The sequence below is a fragment of the Streptomyces sp. NPDC001933 genome (genome assembly GCF_042890955.1).
GTDB lineage: Bacteria > Actinomycetota > Actinomycetes > Streptomycetales > Streptomycetaceae > Streptomyces.
In genome coordinates, this window is sequence record NZ_JBIASS010000021.1 from 43,258 (window position 1) to 57,086 (window position 13,829).

Here is a 13,829-nt window from a genome sequence, read left to right on the forward strand (position 1 = left end):
ATGTCGCGACTCGGCACTCTCGGCGCCCGTCTCTACCGAGGCGAGGTCGGCTACGACTTCATCGGCAAGCGCAAGATCTGGTACGGGATCTCGATCCTGATCACCATCACGGCCATCGTCGGCCTGGCGGTCAGCGGCCTGAACATGGGCATCGAGTTCAAGGGCGGCGCGGTCTTCACCACCCCGAAGACCAGCGTCACCGTCGCCAAGGCCGAGGACCTGGCCACGGAGGCCTCCGGCCACCAGGCGATCGTCCAGAAGCTCGGCAACGGCGGTCTGCGCATCCAGATCACCGAGGTCGACACCGCGAAGTCCGACGAGATCAAGAACAAGCTCTCCGAGGACCTCGACGTCCCGGCCGAGAAGATCGCCGCCGACCTGGTCGGCCCCAGCTGGGGTGAGCAGATCGCCAACAAGGCCTGGACCGGCCTCGGCATCTTCATGGTCCTCGTCGTGATCTACCTGGCCATCGCCTTCGAATGGCGCATGGCCATCGCGGCCCTGGTCGCGCTGATCCACGACATCACCATCACGGTCGGTGTCTACGCCCTGGTCGGCTTCGAGGTCACCCCGGGCACCGTGATCGGTCTGCTGACCATCCTCGGTTACTCCCTCTACGACACGGTCGTCGTCTTCGACAGCCTCAAGGAGGGCACCCACGGGATCACCAAGCAGACCCGGTGGACGTACAGCGAGATCGCCAACCGCTCCATCAACGGCACGCTGGTCCGCTCCATCAACACCACCGTGGTGGCCCTGCTGCCGGTCGCCGGTCTGCTCTTCATCGGTGGCGGCGTCCTCGGCGCCGGCATGCTGAACGACATCTCCCTGGCGCTCTTCGTCGGCCTCGCCGCCGGTGCGTACTCCTCGATCTTCATCGCCACGCCGCTCGTCGCCGACCTCAAGGAACGCGAGCCGCAGATGAAGGCCCTGAAGAAGCGGATCCTCGCCAAGCGCGCGGCGGCCGCCGCCAAGGGCGAGTCCGCCGAGGACGAGCAGTCGGACGGCGACCACCCGCAGGACGCCGCACCCGCCGCCGCGGTCGTCGGCCAGCGCCAGCAGCCCCCCAGGGGCCACGGCCGGACCCCGGGGAATCGTCGATGACCAGCACCACCGAGGGCACCCGCGAGCTCCTGCTCAGCCGGATCCGCGACGTCCAGGACTACCCGAAGCCGGGCGTGCTGTTCAAGGACATCACCCCGCTGCTCGCGGACCCGAAGGCGTTCTCGGCCCTCACCGACACCCTCGCGGAGCTGTGCGTACGGCACGGCGCCACGAAGGTCGTCGGCCTGGAGGCGCGCGGCTTCATCCTGGCCGCCCCGGTCGCGGTCCGGGCCGGGCTCGGCTTCGTGCCCGTCCGCAAGGCGGGGAAGCTGCCCGGAGCCACGCTCAGCCAGGCGTACGAGCTGGAGTACGGCACCGCCGAGATCGAGATCCACGCGGAGGACCTGTCCGCCGACGACCGGATCATGGTCATCGACGACGTCCTCGCCACGGGTGGCACCGCTGAGGCCTCGCTGGAGCTGATCCGGCGGGCCGGTGCCGAGGTCGCGGGCGTCGCGGTCCTCATGGAGCTCGGCTTCCTCCCCGGACGGGCCCGGCTGGAGCAGGGCCTGCGGGGCGCGCCGCTGGAGGTTCTGATCACGGTCTGAGCAGCACCGACCGTAAGCGGCGACGCATCGTGCGAGCAGAACGGGCACCCGGGAACAACCGGGTGCCCGTTCCGCGTTCTCAGGAGTCTCCACGGTCCCCGGGGGAGGACCGGCCACAGGGTGGATACGATGGCCTCTCCGGGTACCCGGATCCGCACGAGGAGCGCTCTTGCCAGACGAGGCCCAGCCAGTCGCCGCCCCGCAGCCCGACAAGCCCGCGGCGGCCTCAGCCACGCCCGGGAAGAAGCAGCCCGCGGACAAGCCGAAGCCCCCGGCCCCCGAGCCCGGTCAGGGCCCGGACCGGGCGAGCGCCCCGGCACCCGGGGCCGCGCCCGCTTCCCCCGCACAGCCGGCCGCACCCGTCTCCCCGGCCGCGTCCGCCCCGAAGCCCCCCGCGAAGCCCGCGGGCAGGCCGGTCCCGCCGAGCGCCCCCGCCACCCGCTCCGGTGGCTCGTCCAACCGGGTGCGGGCCAGGCTGGCCCGTCTCGGCGTGCAGCGCTCCAGCCCGTACAACCCGGTTCTCGAACCGCTGCTGCGCATCGTCCGGAGCAACGACACCAAGATCGAGACGGCCACGCTGCGCCAGATCGAGCGCGCCTACCAGGTCGCCGAGCGCTGGCACCGCGGCCAGAAGCGCAAGAGCGGCGATCCGTACATCACGCATCCGCTCGCCGTCACGACGATCCTTGCCGAGCTGGGCATGGACCCGGCGACGCTGATGGCCGGGCTGCTGCACGACACGGTCGAGGACACCGAGTACGGCCTGGACACCCTGCGCCGCGACTTCGGCGACCAGGTCGCCCTGCTCGTCGACGGTGTCACCAAGCTGGACAAGGTCAAGTTCGGCGAGGCCGCCCAGGCCGAGACCGTACGCAAGATGGTCGTCGCCATGGCCAAGGACCCCCGGGTCCTGGTCATCAAGCTCGCCGACCGGCTGCACAACATGCGCACCATGCGCTACCTCAAGCGCGAGAAGCAGGAGAAGAAGGCCCGCGAGACGCTTGAGATCTACGCCCCGCTGGCGCACCGCCTGGGCATGAACACCATCAAGTGGGAGCTGGAGGACCTCGCCTTCGCGATCCTCTACCCCAAGATGTACGACGAGATCGTCCGCCTCGTCGCCGAGCGGGCCCCCAAGCGCGACGAATACCTCGCCATAGTGACCGACGAGGTCCAGGCCGACCTGCGCGCCGCCCGGATCAAGGCCACCGTCACGGGGCGGCCGAAGCACTACTACAGCGTCTACCAGAAGATGATCGTGCGGGGCAGGGACTTCGCCGAGATCTACGACCTGGTGGGAATTCGGGTACTTGTCGACACGGTCCGCGACTGCTACGCGGCGCTCGGCACCGTCCACGCGCGATGGAATCCGGTCCCCGGCCGGTTCAAGGACTACATCGCGATGCCCAAGTTCAACATGTACCAGTCGCTGCACACCACGGTGATCGGTCCCAGCGGCAAGCCCGTCGAACTCCAGATCCGCACCTTCGACATGCACCGCCGCGCCGAGTACGGCATCGCCGCGCACTGGAAGTACAAGCAGGAGGCCGTCGCGGGCGCCTCCAAGGTCCGTACCGACGTCCCCAAGAACACGGGCGGCGGCCGGAGCCAGGACACCGTCAACGACATGGCGTGGCTGCGCCAGCTCCTGGACTGGCAGAAGGAGACCGAGGACCCCAGCGAGTTCCTGGAGTCGCTGCGCTTCGACCTCTCCCGCAACGAGGTCTTCGTCTTCACGCCCAAGGGCGACGTCATAGCGCTGCCCGCGGGTGCGACCCCGGTCGACTTCGCGTACGCGGTGCACACGGAGGTCGGCCACCGGACGATAGGAGCACGGGTCAACGGGCGGCTCGTACCGCTCGAGTCGACGCTCGACAACGGCGACCTGGTGGAGGTCTTCACCTCCAAGGCGGCCGGCGCCGGACCCTCCCGGGACTGGCTGGGCTTCGTCAAGTCGCCCCGCGCCCGCAACAAGATCCGGGCCTGGTTCTCCAAGGAGCGCCGCGACGAGGCGATCGAGCAGGGCAAGGACGCCATCGCGCGTGCCATGCGCAAGCAGAACCTGCCGATCCAGCGCATCCTGACCGGCGACTCCCTGGTCACCCTCGCCCACGAGATGCGCTACCCCGACATCTCGTCGCTGTACGCGGCGATCGGCGAGGGACATGTCGCGGCAGCCGGCGTCGTGCAGAAGCTGGTCCAGGCGCTCGGCGGCGAGGACGAGGCCAACGAGGACATCGCCGAGAGCTCGCCGCCCTCGCGCAGCCGCGGCAAGCGCCGCTCCAACGCCGATCCGGGCGTGGTCGTCAAGGGCGTCGAGGACGTCTGGGTCAAACTGGCCCGCTGCTGCACGCCCGTTCCCGGCGACCCGATCATCGGCTTCGTCACCCGGGGCAGCGGCGTCTCCGTGCACCGCGCCGACTGCGTCAACGTCGACTCGCTCTCGCAGCAGCCGGAACGGATCCTGGAGGTCGAGTGGGCGCCGACCCAGTCCTCGGTCTTCCTGGTCGCCATCCAGGTCGAGGCCCTGGACCGGTCCCGGCTGCTCTCGGACGTCACCCGCGTCCTGTCCGACCAGCACGTCAACATCCTGTCGGCGGCCGTGCAGACCTCCCGGGACCGGGTGGCCACCTCGCGCTTCACCTTCGAGATGGGCGACCCGAAGCACCTCGGCCACGTACTGAAGGCGGTACGGGGCGTGGAGGGCGTCTACGACGTCTACCGGGTGACCTCGGCCCGCAGGCCGTAGGACGGGCCCGGCCCCCGTCGGCGGCCGGGATCAGGCCCTGCGCCGCCGGCGGACGGTGCCCGGCTACGCGTCGACCTCGTACTGCCCGTACTCCAGGAAGTACCGCATCTCCTCCGGCGTGCCGTCGATCGCCTCGCCGACCGCCGCGCGCATCGCCTCGCTGATGTCCGGGCGGGCAAGGATGCGGAATAGGGCGACGCGGTCGTCCTCGGCCTGGGCGAGGCGGTAGCCGGTCTCCAGCCACTGCCGTATGTCCTGCGGGGTGCCGCTGTCGAGGAGCTGGTTGATTTCCTTGGTGACGCGCTTGCCCGAGTCCGGGTCGGCGAGGATGCGGAAGAGGGCGACCTGGTCGTCCTCGGCCTGGGCCAGGGGGTAGCCGGTCTCCGGGAAGTACCGCATGGCTTCCGTGGTGCCGATGTCCAGGGCTTCGTTGGCCTCCCGGACGACCCTCTTGCCGCTGTCCTCGTCCGCCAGGATGCGCAGGATCGCGATCCGGAGGTCGTCGTCGGACATCTCGTCCACCGGGGTGCCGGAGCCGTCGGGCGCCGGTGCCGTGGCCGCGGCGGTGGCCGGGGAGGCATCCCCGGCGGCGAAGGCCGGGCCGGTCAGCAACAGCGCCGGGGCCAGAGCGGTGGCCGCGACGGTCAGGGCGGCGCGGGTCATTCTCATCGGTGGACCTGCCTCAAGGACGTAGTGATCTCGGCGGATCCGGCAGCCGCACGAAGCGCGCCGGTGCGGAGATCATCGTTCCTGTCCCGGCCCCGGGTCACTGCCCGGTTCCGGCAGTCGTCACGACCCTTCGCTGCCGACTGCGCACAGCAGGTTGCCGCGGCAGCAGCACCGGACGACACCACGACGGGACGGCGAGCGCCTCGTACGGCCCGGCACGCGAGAGGGGCTTCCCCGCGCGAACGCGGAGAAGCCCCTCGGGCGAAGTCAGGAGGCGTCAGCCGCCGAACTCCTCCAGGCCCTTGAGCGCCTGGTCCAGCAGCGCCTGCCGGCCCTCCAGCTCCTTGGCGAGCTTGTCGGCGCGGGCGTTGTTGCCCGAGGCGCGGGCCGTGTCGATCTGCGAACGCAGCTTGTCCACGGCGGCCTGCAGCTGACCGGTCAGACCCGCGGCGCGCGCACGCGCCTCCGGGTTGGTCCGCCGCCACTCCGACTCCTCGGCCTCCTGGAGCGCCCGCTCCACCGCGTGCATCCGCCCCTCGACCTTCGGGCGGGCGTCACGCGGTACGTGGCCGATGGCCTCCCAGCGCTCGTTGATGGCCCGGAACGCGGCCCTGGCCGCCTTCAGGTCCTTCACCGGCACCAGCCGCTCGGCCTCGACCGCGAGCTCCTCCTTCAGCTTGAGGTTCTCGCCCTGCTCCGCGTCCCGCTCGGCGAAGACCTCGCTGCGGGCGGCGAAGAAGACGTCCTGAGCACCGCGGAAGCGGTTCCACAGCTCGTCCTCGGCCTCGCGCTGGGCGCGGCCCGCCGCCTTCCACTCCGTCATCAGGTCGCGGTAGCGGGCGGCCGTGGCCGCCCAGTCGGTGGAACCGGAGAGCGACTCCGCCTCGACGACCAGCTTCTCCTTGGCCTTGCGGGCCTCCTCGCGCTGGGCGTCCAGCGATGCGAAGTGGGCCTTGCGGCGCTTGGAGAACGCCGAGCGGGCATGCGAGAACCGGTGCCAGAGCTCGTCGTCGGACTTGCGGTCGAGCCGCGGCAGGCCCTTCCACGTGTCGACGAGCGCACGGAGCCGCTCGCCCGCGGAGCGCCACTGCTCGCTCTGCGCCAGCTCCTCGGCCTCGGCGACCAGGGCCTCCTTGGCCTGCTTCGCCTCGTCGGTCTGCTTCGCCTTCTGGGCCTTGCGCTCCTCGCGCCGCGAGTCGACCGTCGCGACGAGCGCGTCGAGCCGCTTGCGCAGCGCGTCGAGGTCACCGACGGCGTGATGCTCGTCCACCTGCAGACGCAGATGCTCGATGGCGGTCGTCGCGTCCTTCGCCGACAGGTCGGTGGTCTTCACCCGCCGTTCGAGGAGGCCGATCTCGACCACAATGCCCTCGTACTTGCGCTCGAAGTAGGCCAGAGCCTCCTCGGGGGAACCCGCCTGCCACGATCCGACGACCTGCTCGCCGTCGGCTGTCCGCACGTACACGGTGCCGGTCTCATCGACACGGCCCCACGGGTCGCTGCTCACAGCGCCTCCTCCACCTGATGCCCGCGAGGGGGTTCGCCCCCCTGGCATCGTCCACAGTTTCCTGGGGCGGGCAGCGCCCGCCCTGCACAACGCCAATCTAGGCGACCGGCCGCCCGGCTGTCCGCACTCAGCGCGGCCGAAAAAAATCCGTCCCGCGCCAGGACCTCTCAGGGCCGGGCCGGCCGCCCCGGGCCGGTCACGACTTGTCGACAGCGGCCTTCGTGATCTTCACGGCCTTCTTCGGCGCACCGTCGGGGGCACCGCCCTCCGCACCCGCCGCACCGATCTCCTTGACGACCTTCAGCGAGGCGTCGTCCATCGTGCCGAACGGGGTGTAGTTGGGCGGCAGCTTGCTGTCCTTGTACACCAGGAAGAACTGGCTGCCGCCGGTCTGGGGGCCGGCGTTGGCCATCGCCACCACACCCGCCGGGTAGGTCACCGTGCCGTCGGCGCCCGCCTTGCCCAGCCCCGTCAGGTTCTCGTCCGGGATCGTGTAGCCGGGGCCGCCGGTGCCGTCGCCCTTGGGGTCGCCGCACTGCAGGACGAAGATGTTCTGCGTGGTCAGCCGGTGGCACTTGGTGCCGTCGAAGAAGCCCTTGTCGGCCAGCGACTTGAAGGAGTTCGTGGTGTGCGGGGTCTTCGCCGCGTCCATCGTGAACTTGATGTCGCCCTGGCTCGTCTTGAGCGACATCGCGTACTCGGCCTTCTTGTCGATCTTCATCGCCGGCTCGGGCGCCTTGCTCTCGCTGGGCGAGGGCGACGCGTCGGCCGACGGGTCCGCGCTCGCGGCGGCGTCCGCCTTGTCCTTCTTGCCGTCGTCGTCGAGGGCGAGATAGGAGCCCACACCGATGACCGCCACCACGGCCACCGCGGACGCGATGACGGCCGTCAGCCGCCTCGTCCTGCGGCGGGCCTCCTCCCGGCGCTGCTGCTGCCGCTCGAACTTCTCCCTGGCGAGCTGCCGCCGCCGCTGATCGCTGCTGACCACCGGGTGATCTCCTTGTAGGTCGTGTGATGGGCCTTGGCTGCCCCGTACCGTATATGGGTTAGCTGTGGAATGAGGAGCGCCGGTAGGCTCTGAACTGCCGCGACCTTCTCAGTCGCAATCCGCCGTCGGACGACCATTAAGGACGATCGTGCTCATTGCCGGGTTCCCCGCAGGGGCCTGGGGGACCAACTGTTATCTGGTCGCCCCGGCCGCAGGCGAGGAGTGCGTGATCATCGACCCGGGCCACCAGGCCGCGGCCGGAGTCGAGGAAGCACTGAAGAAGCATCGGCTGAAGCCCGTCGCCGTCGTACTGACCCACGGCCACATCGACCATGTCGCCTCGGTCGTCCCCGTGTGCGGCGCGCACGACGTCCCCGCCTGGATCCACCCCGAGGACCGCTACATGATGAGTGACCCGGAGAAGGCCCTCGGCCGCTCCATCGGGATGCCTCTCATGGGCGAGCTGACGATCGGGGAGCCGGACGACGTCAAGGAGCTGAGCGACGGCGCTCTGATGAAGCTGGCCGGTCTGGAGTTCGGTGTCGCGCATGCGCCCGGCCATACCAAGGGGTCGGTGACGTTCAGGATGCCCGAGGCCGCGGATGTTCCGCAGATCCTCTTCTCGGGCGACCTGCTCTTCGCCGGCTCCGTCGGACGCACCGACCTTCCCGGCGGTGACCACGCCGAGCTGCTCGAGTCGCTGGCCCGTGTGTGCCTGCCGCTCGACGACTCGACCGTGGTGCTGTCCGGCCACGGACCCCAGACGACCATCGGCCGTGAGCGCGCCTCGAATCCGTTCCTGAACGGCATGGACGCGCCCCGACGAGGAATGTGACGAGAGAAATCCCGTGAGCACTTTCAAGGCCCCCAAGGGCACGTACGACCTGACCCCGCCGGACTCCGCCAAGTACCTCGCGGTGCGCGAGGCCATCGCCGCACCCCTGAAGAACTCCGGCTACGGCTACATCGAGACCCCCGGCTTCGAGGACGTCGCGCTCTTCTCACGCGGTGTCGGTGAGTCCACCGACATCGTGACCAAGGAGATGTACACCCTCACCACCAAGGGCGGCTCCCAGCTGGCGCTGCGCCCCGAGGGCACCGCTTCAGTGCTCCGTGCCGCGCTGGAGGCCAACCTCCACAAGCTCGGCAACCTGCCCGTGAAGCTCTGGTACTCCGGCTCGTACTACCGCTACGAGCGCCCGCAGAAGGGCCGCTACCGCCACTTCTCGCAGGTCGGTGCCGAGGCGATCGGCGCCGAGGACCCGGCGCTGGACGCCGAGCTGATCATCCTGGCCGACCAGGCGTACCGTGCGCTGGGCCTGCGGAACTTCCGCATCCTGCTCAACTCGCTGGGCGACAAGGAGTGCCGCCCCGTCTACCGGGACGCGCTCCAGGGCTTCCTGCGCGAGCTCGACCTGGACGAGGAGACCCGCCGCCGCATCGAGATCAACCCGCTCCGGGTCCTCGACGACAAGCGGCCCGAGGTGCAGAAGCAGCTGACCGGCGCCCCGGTGCTGCGCGACTACCTCTGCGACGCCTGCAAGGCGTACCACGAGGAGGTGCGCGACCTGCTCTCGGCGGCGGGCGTGGTGTACGAGGACGACGAGAAGCTCGTCCGCGGCCTCGACTACTACACCCGCACCACCTTCGAGTTCGTCCACGACGGGCTCGGATCGCAGTCCGCGGTGGGCGGCGGCGGCCGCTACGACGGCCTGTCCGAGATGATCGGCGGACCGGCGCTCCCGTCGGTCGGCTGGGCGCTCGGCGTGGACCGTACGGTGCTCGCGCTGGAGGCGGAGGGCATCGAGCTCGAACTGCCCGCCGCCACCAGCGTCTTCGCGGTGCCGCTCGGCGAGGAGGCCCGCCGGGTGCTGTTCGGCGCCGTCACGCAGCTGCGTCGCGAGGGAGTGGCGGCGGACTTCGCGTACGGGAACCGCGGCCTCAAGGGCGCGATGAAGAGCGCGAACCGGTCGGGGGCCCGCCTCACGATCGTCGCGGGCGAGCGCGACCTGGCCGAGGGCGTCGTCCAGCTCAAGGACATGGAGTCCGGCGAGCAGACGGCCGTGCCGCTGTCCGGCGTGGTCGAGGCGGTCCGCGAGCGCCTGGCCTGAAACGTCGTCGGGGTGGCCGACGGGATCTTCCCGGCGGCCATCCCGAAGTCATGTCCGGCCCCGGCCTTCTCCGGCAGCGGGCGGAGTGCGCCACCGCTTCCCGTACCGTCAACTCGACGCGTGCGGATTCATCCTGACAGGCGCGGCCGAACCGGGAGCGGCAACGGCGGCCGGCGCGGGCCGGATCGACGCCCGGCACCGTGACGGACCCTTCGGCACGGCCGTGACGACCCTGCGGGTTCTCCGAGCCCGTGCTCTTCCCGGCCCGTTCGGCCCGAGGGTCCCGAACACCTAGCCCCGCCGGATCCCCAGGTCCGGGCCGTACACGCAGGCCATTTCGCCGTGGTGCTTCCCCGGTACGCATACTGCCACCGAGAGCTCGGTGATGGCTCGGAGCCTCTCGCGGCCCTTGAGTTCCGCGCCGGTCGCGCGCAGACCTTCGGGTACACCTTTATGCCCATCGAACAGAAGAGCTGCGCCGTGGTACGGCACAATGACCGTGCCCAGCAGGCCACTCACTGATGGAACGGCGATATGACGACTGCAGCGGTTGACCATCCCTCCTCCGAACAGGACGAGGACGGCGGGAAGAGGACCATCGGCGGCAGTCGGGCGTTCGCACTGCTGCTGGTGATCACGGGTGCCGCCGGGCTCCTCGCCGCCTGGGTCATCACCATCGACAAGTTCAAGTTGCTGGAGGACCCCAACTTCACACCGGGCTGCAGCCTCAACCCGGTCGTCGCGTGCGGCAACATCATGAAGAGCGAGCAGGCGGCCGCCTTCGGCTTCCCGAACCCGATGCTCGGCATGGCCACCTACCCCGTGATCATCGGAATCGGGCTGGCACTGCTCGCGGGCGCCCGCTTCCGCAGCTGGTACTGGCTCGGGATGAACGCCGGCACGCTGTTCGGCGTCGGCTTCTGCACCTGGCTCCAGTACCAGTCGCTCTACAACATCAACTCGCTCTGCCTCTGGTGCTGCCTGGCCTGGGTCGCCACGATCTTCATGTTCTGCTACGTCACCACGCACAACATCAAGCACCGGATCATTCCCGCGCCGAGCTGGCTGCGCAACGGTCTGACGGAGTTCCACTGGGTGCCGCCGGTCCTGTGGGTCGGCGTCATCGGCATGCTGATCCTGACCCGCTGGTGGGACTTCTGGACCAGCTGACCGGCCCGTCCCTCCCGGGCGACCGGCCCGGCGGGGATGTCAGTGCCGTGGCATAGGCTTCAAAACGTGGAGCCCGACCTCTTTACCGCAGCAGCCGAAGACCGCCAGGAGAAGGACCCGTCCAGCAGCCCACTGGCTGTCCGGATGCGTCCCCGCACCCTCGACGAGGTCGTCGGCCAGCAGCATCTGCTCAAGCCGGGCTCGCCACTGCGCCGCCTGGTCGGCGAGGGCAACGGCGGGCCGGCGGGCCCGTCGTCGGTGATCCTCTGGGGCCCGCCCGGCATCGGGAAGACGACTCTGGCGTACGTGGTCAGCAAGGCCACCAACAAGCGCTTCGTCGAGCTCTCCGCGATCACCGCGGGCGTCAAGGAGGTGCGCGCCGTCATCGAGGGCGCCCGCCGCGCCACCGGTGGCTACGGCAAGGAGACCGTCCTCTTCCTCGACGAGATCCACCGCTTCTCCAAGGCTCAGCAGGACTCCCTGCTGCCGGCCGTGGAGAACCGCTGGGTGACGCTGATCGCGGCGACCACCGAGAATCCGTACTTCTCGATCATCTCGCCGCTGCTGTCCCGTTCGCTGCTGCTCACCCTGGAATCGCTCACCGACGACGATCTGCGCGGACTGCTCGGGCGCGCGCTCACCGACGAGCGGGGGCTCGGCGGCGCGGTGACGCTGCCGGAGGAGGCCGAGGCGCATCTGCTGCGGATCGCGGGCGGCGACGCCCGCCGGGCGCTGACCGCGCTGGAGGCCGCGGCCGGTGCCGCACTGGCCAAGCAGGAGAAGGAGATCAGCCTCCTGACCCTGGAGGAGACCGTCGACCGCGCGGCCGTCAAGTACGACCGGGACGGCGACCAGCACTACGACGTGGCGAGCGCGCTCATCAAGTCGATCCGCGGTTCCGACGTGGATGCCGCGCTGCACTACCTGGCCCGGATGATCGAGGCGGGGGAGGACCCCCGGTTCATCGCCCGGCGGCTGATGATCTCGGCCAGCGAGGACATCGGCCTCGCCGACCCCACGGCGCTGCCCACCGCCGTCGCGGCCGCCCAGGCGGTCGCGATGATCGGTTTCCCGGAGGCGGCGCTGACCCTGAGCCATGCCACGATCGCCCTGGCCCTCGCCCCCAAGTCCAACGCGGCGACCCTGGCGATCTTCGCCGCCCAGGAGGACGTACGGAAGGGGCTCGCGGGCCCCGTTCCCGCCCATCTGCGCGACGGCCACTACAAGGGCGCCGCCAAGCTGGGCCACGCCCAGGGCTATGTGTATCCGCACGACGTCCCCGGCGGCATCGCCGCCCAGCAGTACGCACCGGAAGCGGTGCGCGACAAGCACTACTACCAGCCCACGCGCTACGGCGCGGAGGCGCGCTACGCGGATGTGGTGGAGCGGGTCCGCGAGCGGCTCGGCCGCACGGCCGGCGACGGCACCGGCCCGTCCGCGGGCTGAGGCCGCGCGGGATTGCGCCACCCGTTCAGTGCGCCGCGGCCTCGAAGAGCGTGTACATGGCCTCGCGCAGTTCATTGACGTCCCGCACCGGAGCGGGGAACTCGAAGCGGGCGTCGTAGCTCCGCCCCCGGTCCTCGCACAGCCTCAGCCGCAGCCCGTACCGGTCCAGCGCGAGCGGCGCGACGGAAGGCAGGTGGGCCGGGCAGCGGCCCGCCGTCCGGTCGCCCAGCAGCCCGCACAGCGTCGCCAGCTGCTCGCCGTGCGCCGCGTGCATATGCTGCAGCAGCTCCGCCTCGTACTCGATCAGCGGATCGGGTGCCGCGTCCCGGAATGCCTCCGGCTCGACCTCCTCGGCGCCCCACAGATCGTCGACGTACGCCTCGCCCGTCTCCAGCCTGAGCGTCATCCGGCCGGGCCCCGACAGGCCGGGTACGGTGGTGAGCCAGCCCGAGACCCACGCGCGGCCGCGGATGCGGTGCGGGACGGACACCGGGGCTACGTCCGTGAGCTCCAGCACAGCCGACAGCTCGTCGTCCTCGGCGTGTGTCGCGGTCCGTACCACCGGGGAATCGGCGGGGAGTTCGAGGAACAGATCCCCGTCGGGACCGACGCTTCGGGTGAGCGGCATCAGCTGATCCCAGGCCGCTGCGTCCACCCCGGGGATGAGCAGCACCGACGAGCAGGTACTCTGTACGAGAGTTCGTGTGCGCTCGGCTGCTGACGGCATCCGAGTGTTTTCAAGCCCGCCGGGACGCGGCTGACCACGATCTGATCGGTCCTCCGTCGTATCGGCACCCCGAGGGGTGTCGACGCTGTCAGTGCTGTCCGTGATGTGACTGGTGTTCCCCGGGCGAGACATGCGATCTCCTTAAGTAAGGTGAGCCTAACCTAACCTACAACGGAGGTCTGGAGAACGTGCCTAACCAGTCGCGTCCCAAGGTCAAGAAGAGCCGCGCGCTCGGCATCGCGCTGACGCCGAAGGCCGTCAAGTACTTCGAGGCCCGCCCCTACCCGCCGGGCGAGCACGGCCGTGGCCGCAAGCAGAACTCGGACTACAAGGTCCGTCTGCTGGAGAAGCAGCGTCTGCGTGCGCAGTACGACATCAGCGAGCGCCAGATGGCGCGCGCGTACGACCGCGCCAAGAAGGCCGAGGGCAAGACGGGCGAGGCGCTGGTCGTCGAGCTCGAGCGCCGTCTCGACGCGCTGGTTCTGCGTTCGGGCATCGCCCGCACCATCTACCAGGCCCGTCAGATGGTCGTGCACGGTCACATCGAGGTCAACGGTGGCAAGGTCGACAAGCCGTCGTTCCGCGTCCGTCCCGACGACATCGTGATGGTCCGCGAGCGCAGCCGCGACAAGCACCCCTTCCAGGTGGCCCGCGAGGGTGGCTACGCCCCCGACGGCGAGACCCCGCGCTACCTGCAGGTGAACCTGAAGGCCCTGGCCTTCCGCCTTGACCGGGACCCGAACCGCAAGGAAATCCCCGTGATCTGCGACGAGCAGCTCGTCGTCGAGTACTACGCCCGCTGATCCAGGC

General features: G+C 70.0%; 12 protein-coding genes. 8 read left to right on the forward strand and 4 right to left on the reverse strand.

Annotated elements, in window-relative coordinates:
* From secF to ACFYY7_RS36400, 3 genes are all read left to right on the forward strand, one after another.
* Positions 1-1,104, forward strand: a complete 1,104-nt coding sequence (secF, locus tag ACFYY7_RS36390; protein ID WP_383713936.1) for a protein translocase subunit SecF — start codon at positions 1-3, stop codon at positions 1,102-1,104.
* Positions 1,101-1,652: an adenine phosphoribosyltransferase gene (locus tag ACFYY7_RS36395; RefSeq protein ID WP_388668026.1), complete on the forward strand. Its 552-nt coding sequence runs from the start codon at positions 1,101-1,103 to the stop codon at positions 1,650-1,652. The genes secF and ACFYY7_RS36395 overlap by 4 nt, the downstream gene beginning before the upstream one ends.
* A gap of 169 nt (positions 1,653-1,821) precedes the next feature.
* A complete protein-coding gene (locus ACFYY7_RS36400) occupies positions 1,822-4,401 on the forward strand; it encodes a RelA/SpoT family protein (RefSeq protein WP_388668027.1) in 2,580 nt (859 codons plus the stop codon).
* A 63-nt stretch (positions 4,402-4,464) separates the two neighbouring features.
* Here the strand turns inward: ACFYY7_RS36400 and ACFYY7_RS36405 are convergent, their stop codons facing one another.
* The 3 genes from ACFYY7_RS36405 to ACFYY7_RS36415 all read right to left on the reverse strand — a co-directional run bounded on the left by ACFYY7_RS36405 (position 4,465) and on the right by ACFYY7_RS36415 (position 7,565).
* A complete protein-coding gene (locus ACFYY7_RS36405; protein ID WP_388668028.1) occupies positions 4,465-5,070 on the reverse strand; it encodes an ALF repeat-containing protein in 606 nt (201 codons plus the stop codon).
* Positions 5,071-5,347: 277 nt separating this feature from the next.
* Positions 5,348-6,577, reverse strand: coding sequence for a DUF349 domain-containing protein (locus ACFYY7_RS36410; protein ID WP_266735896.1), 1,230 nt, complete (start codon positions 6,575-6,577; stop codon positions 5,348-5,350).
* Between the two features lie 196 nt (positions 6,578-6,773).
* Positions 6,774-7,565 carry a peptidylprolyl isomerase gene (locus ACFYY7_RS36415; protein WP_351252375.1) on the reverse strand — a complete coding sequence of 264 codons (792 nt, stop codon included), beginning with the start codon at positions 7,563-7,565 and terminating at the stop codon, positions 6,774-6,776.
* A gap of 148 nt (positions 7,566-7,713) precedes the next feature.
* Here ACFYY7_RS36415 and ACFYY7_RS36420 point away from each other — a divergent pair, with 148 nt between their 5' ends.
* The 4 genes from ACFYY7_RS36420 (at position 7,714) to ACFYY7_RS36435 (ending at position 12,292) form a co-directional block, all read left to right on the forward strand.
* Positions 7,714-8,400 carry an MBL fold metallo-hydrolase gene (locus ACFYY7_RS36420; RefSeq protein ID WP_388668029.1) on the forward strand — a complete coding sequence of 229 codons (687 nt, stop codon included), beginning with the start codon at positions 7,714-7,716 and terminating at the stop codon, positions 8,398-8,400.
* Positions 8,401-8,413: 13 nt separating this feature from the next.
* The gene (gene hisS, locus ACFYY7_RS36425; RefSeq protein WP_388668030.1) at positions 8,414-9,676 is read left to right on the forward strand and encodes a histidine--tRNA ligase; all 1,263 of its coding nucleotides are present in this window, start codon (positions 8,414-8,416) and stop codon (positions 9,674-9,676) included.
* Between the two features lie 534 nt (positions 9,677-10,210).
* A complete protein-coding gene (locus ACFYY7_RS36430; RefSeq protein ID WP_388668031.1) occupies positions 10,211-10,846 on the forward strand; it encodes a vitamin K epoxide reductase family protein in 636 nt (211 codons plus the stop codon).
* 66 nt (positions 10,847-10,912) lie between these two features.
* A complete protein-coding gene (locus ACFYY7_RS36435) occupies positions 10,913-12,292 on the forward strand; it encodes a replication-associated recombination protein A (protein ID WP_388668032.1) in 1,380 nt (459 codons plus the stop codon).
* Positions 12,293-12,317: 25 nt separating this feature from the next.
* Here the strand turns inward: ACFYY7_RS36435 and ACFYY7_RS36440 are convergent, their stop codons facing one another.
* A complete protein-coding gene (locus ACFYY7_RS36440; protein ID WP_388668033.1) occupies positions 12,318-13,019 on the reverse strand; it encodes a DUF2470 domain-containing protein in 702 nt (233 codons plus the stop codon).
* Positions 13,020-13,207: 188 nt separating this feature from the next.
* On the opposite strand from ACFYY7_RS36440, the gene rpsD reads away from it, so the two are divergent.
* On the forward strand, positions 13,208-13,822 hold the full coding sequence (rpsD, locus tag ACFYY7_RS36445; RefSeq protein ID WP_072484525.1) for a 30S ribosomal protein S4: 615 nt from the start codon (positions 13,208-13,210) through the stop codon (positions 13,820-13,822).
* Positions 13,823-13,829: the final 7 nt, after the last annotated feature.

Excerpts from the sequence above, each read along its gene's own strand:
- secF (WP_383713936.1), top strand. The coding sequence starts at position 1 with ATGTCGCGACTCGGCACTCTCGGCGCCCGTCTCTACCGAGGCGAGGTC.
- ACFYY7_RS36395 (WP_388668026.1), top strand. The coding sequence starts at position 1,101 with ATGACCAGCACCACCGAGGGCACCCGCGAGCTCCTGCTCAGCCGGATC.
- ACFYY7_RS36405 (WP_388668028.1), bottom strand. The coding sequence starts at position 5,070 with ATGAGAATGACCCGCGCCGCCCTGACCGTCGCGGCCACCGCTCTGGCC.
- ACFYY7_RS36430 (WP_388668031.1), top strand. The coding sequence starts at position 10,211 with ATGACGACTGCAGCGGTTGACCATCCCTCCTCCGAACAGGACGAGGAC.
- ACFYY7_RS36440 (WP_388668033.1), bottom strand. The coding sequence starts at position 13,019 with ATGCCGTCAGCAGCCGAGCGCACACGAACTCTCGTACAGAGTACCTGC.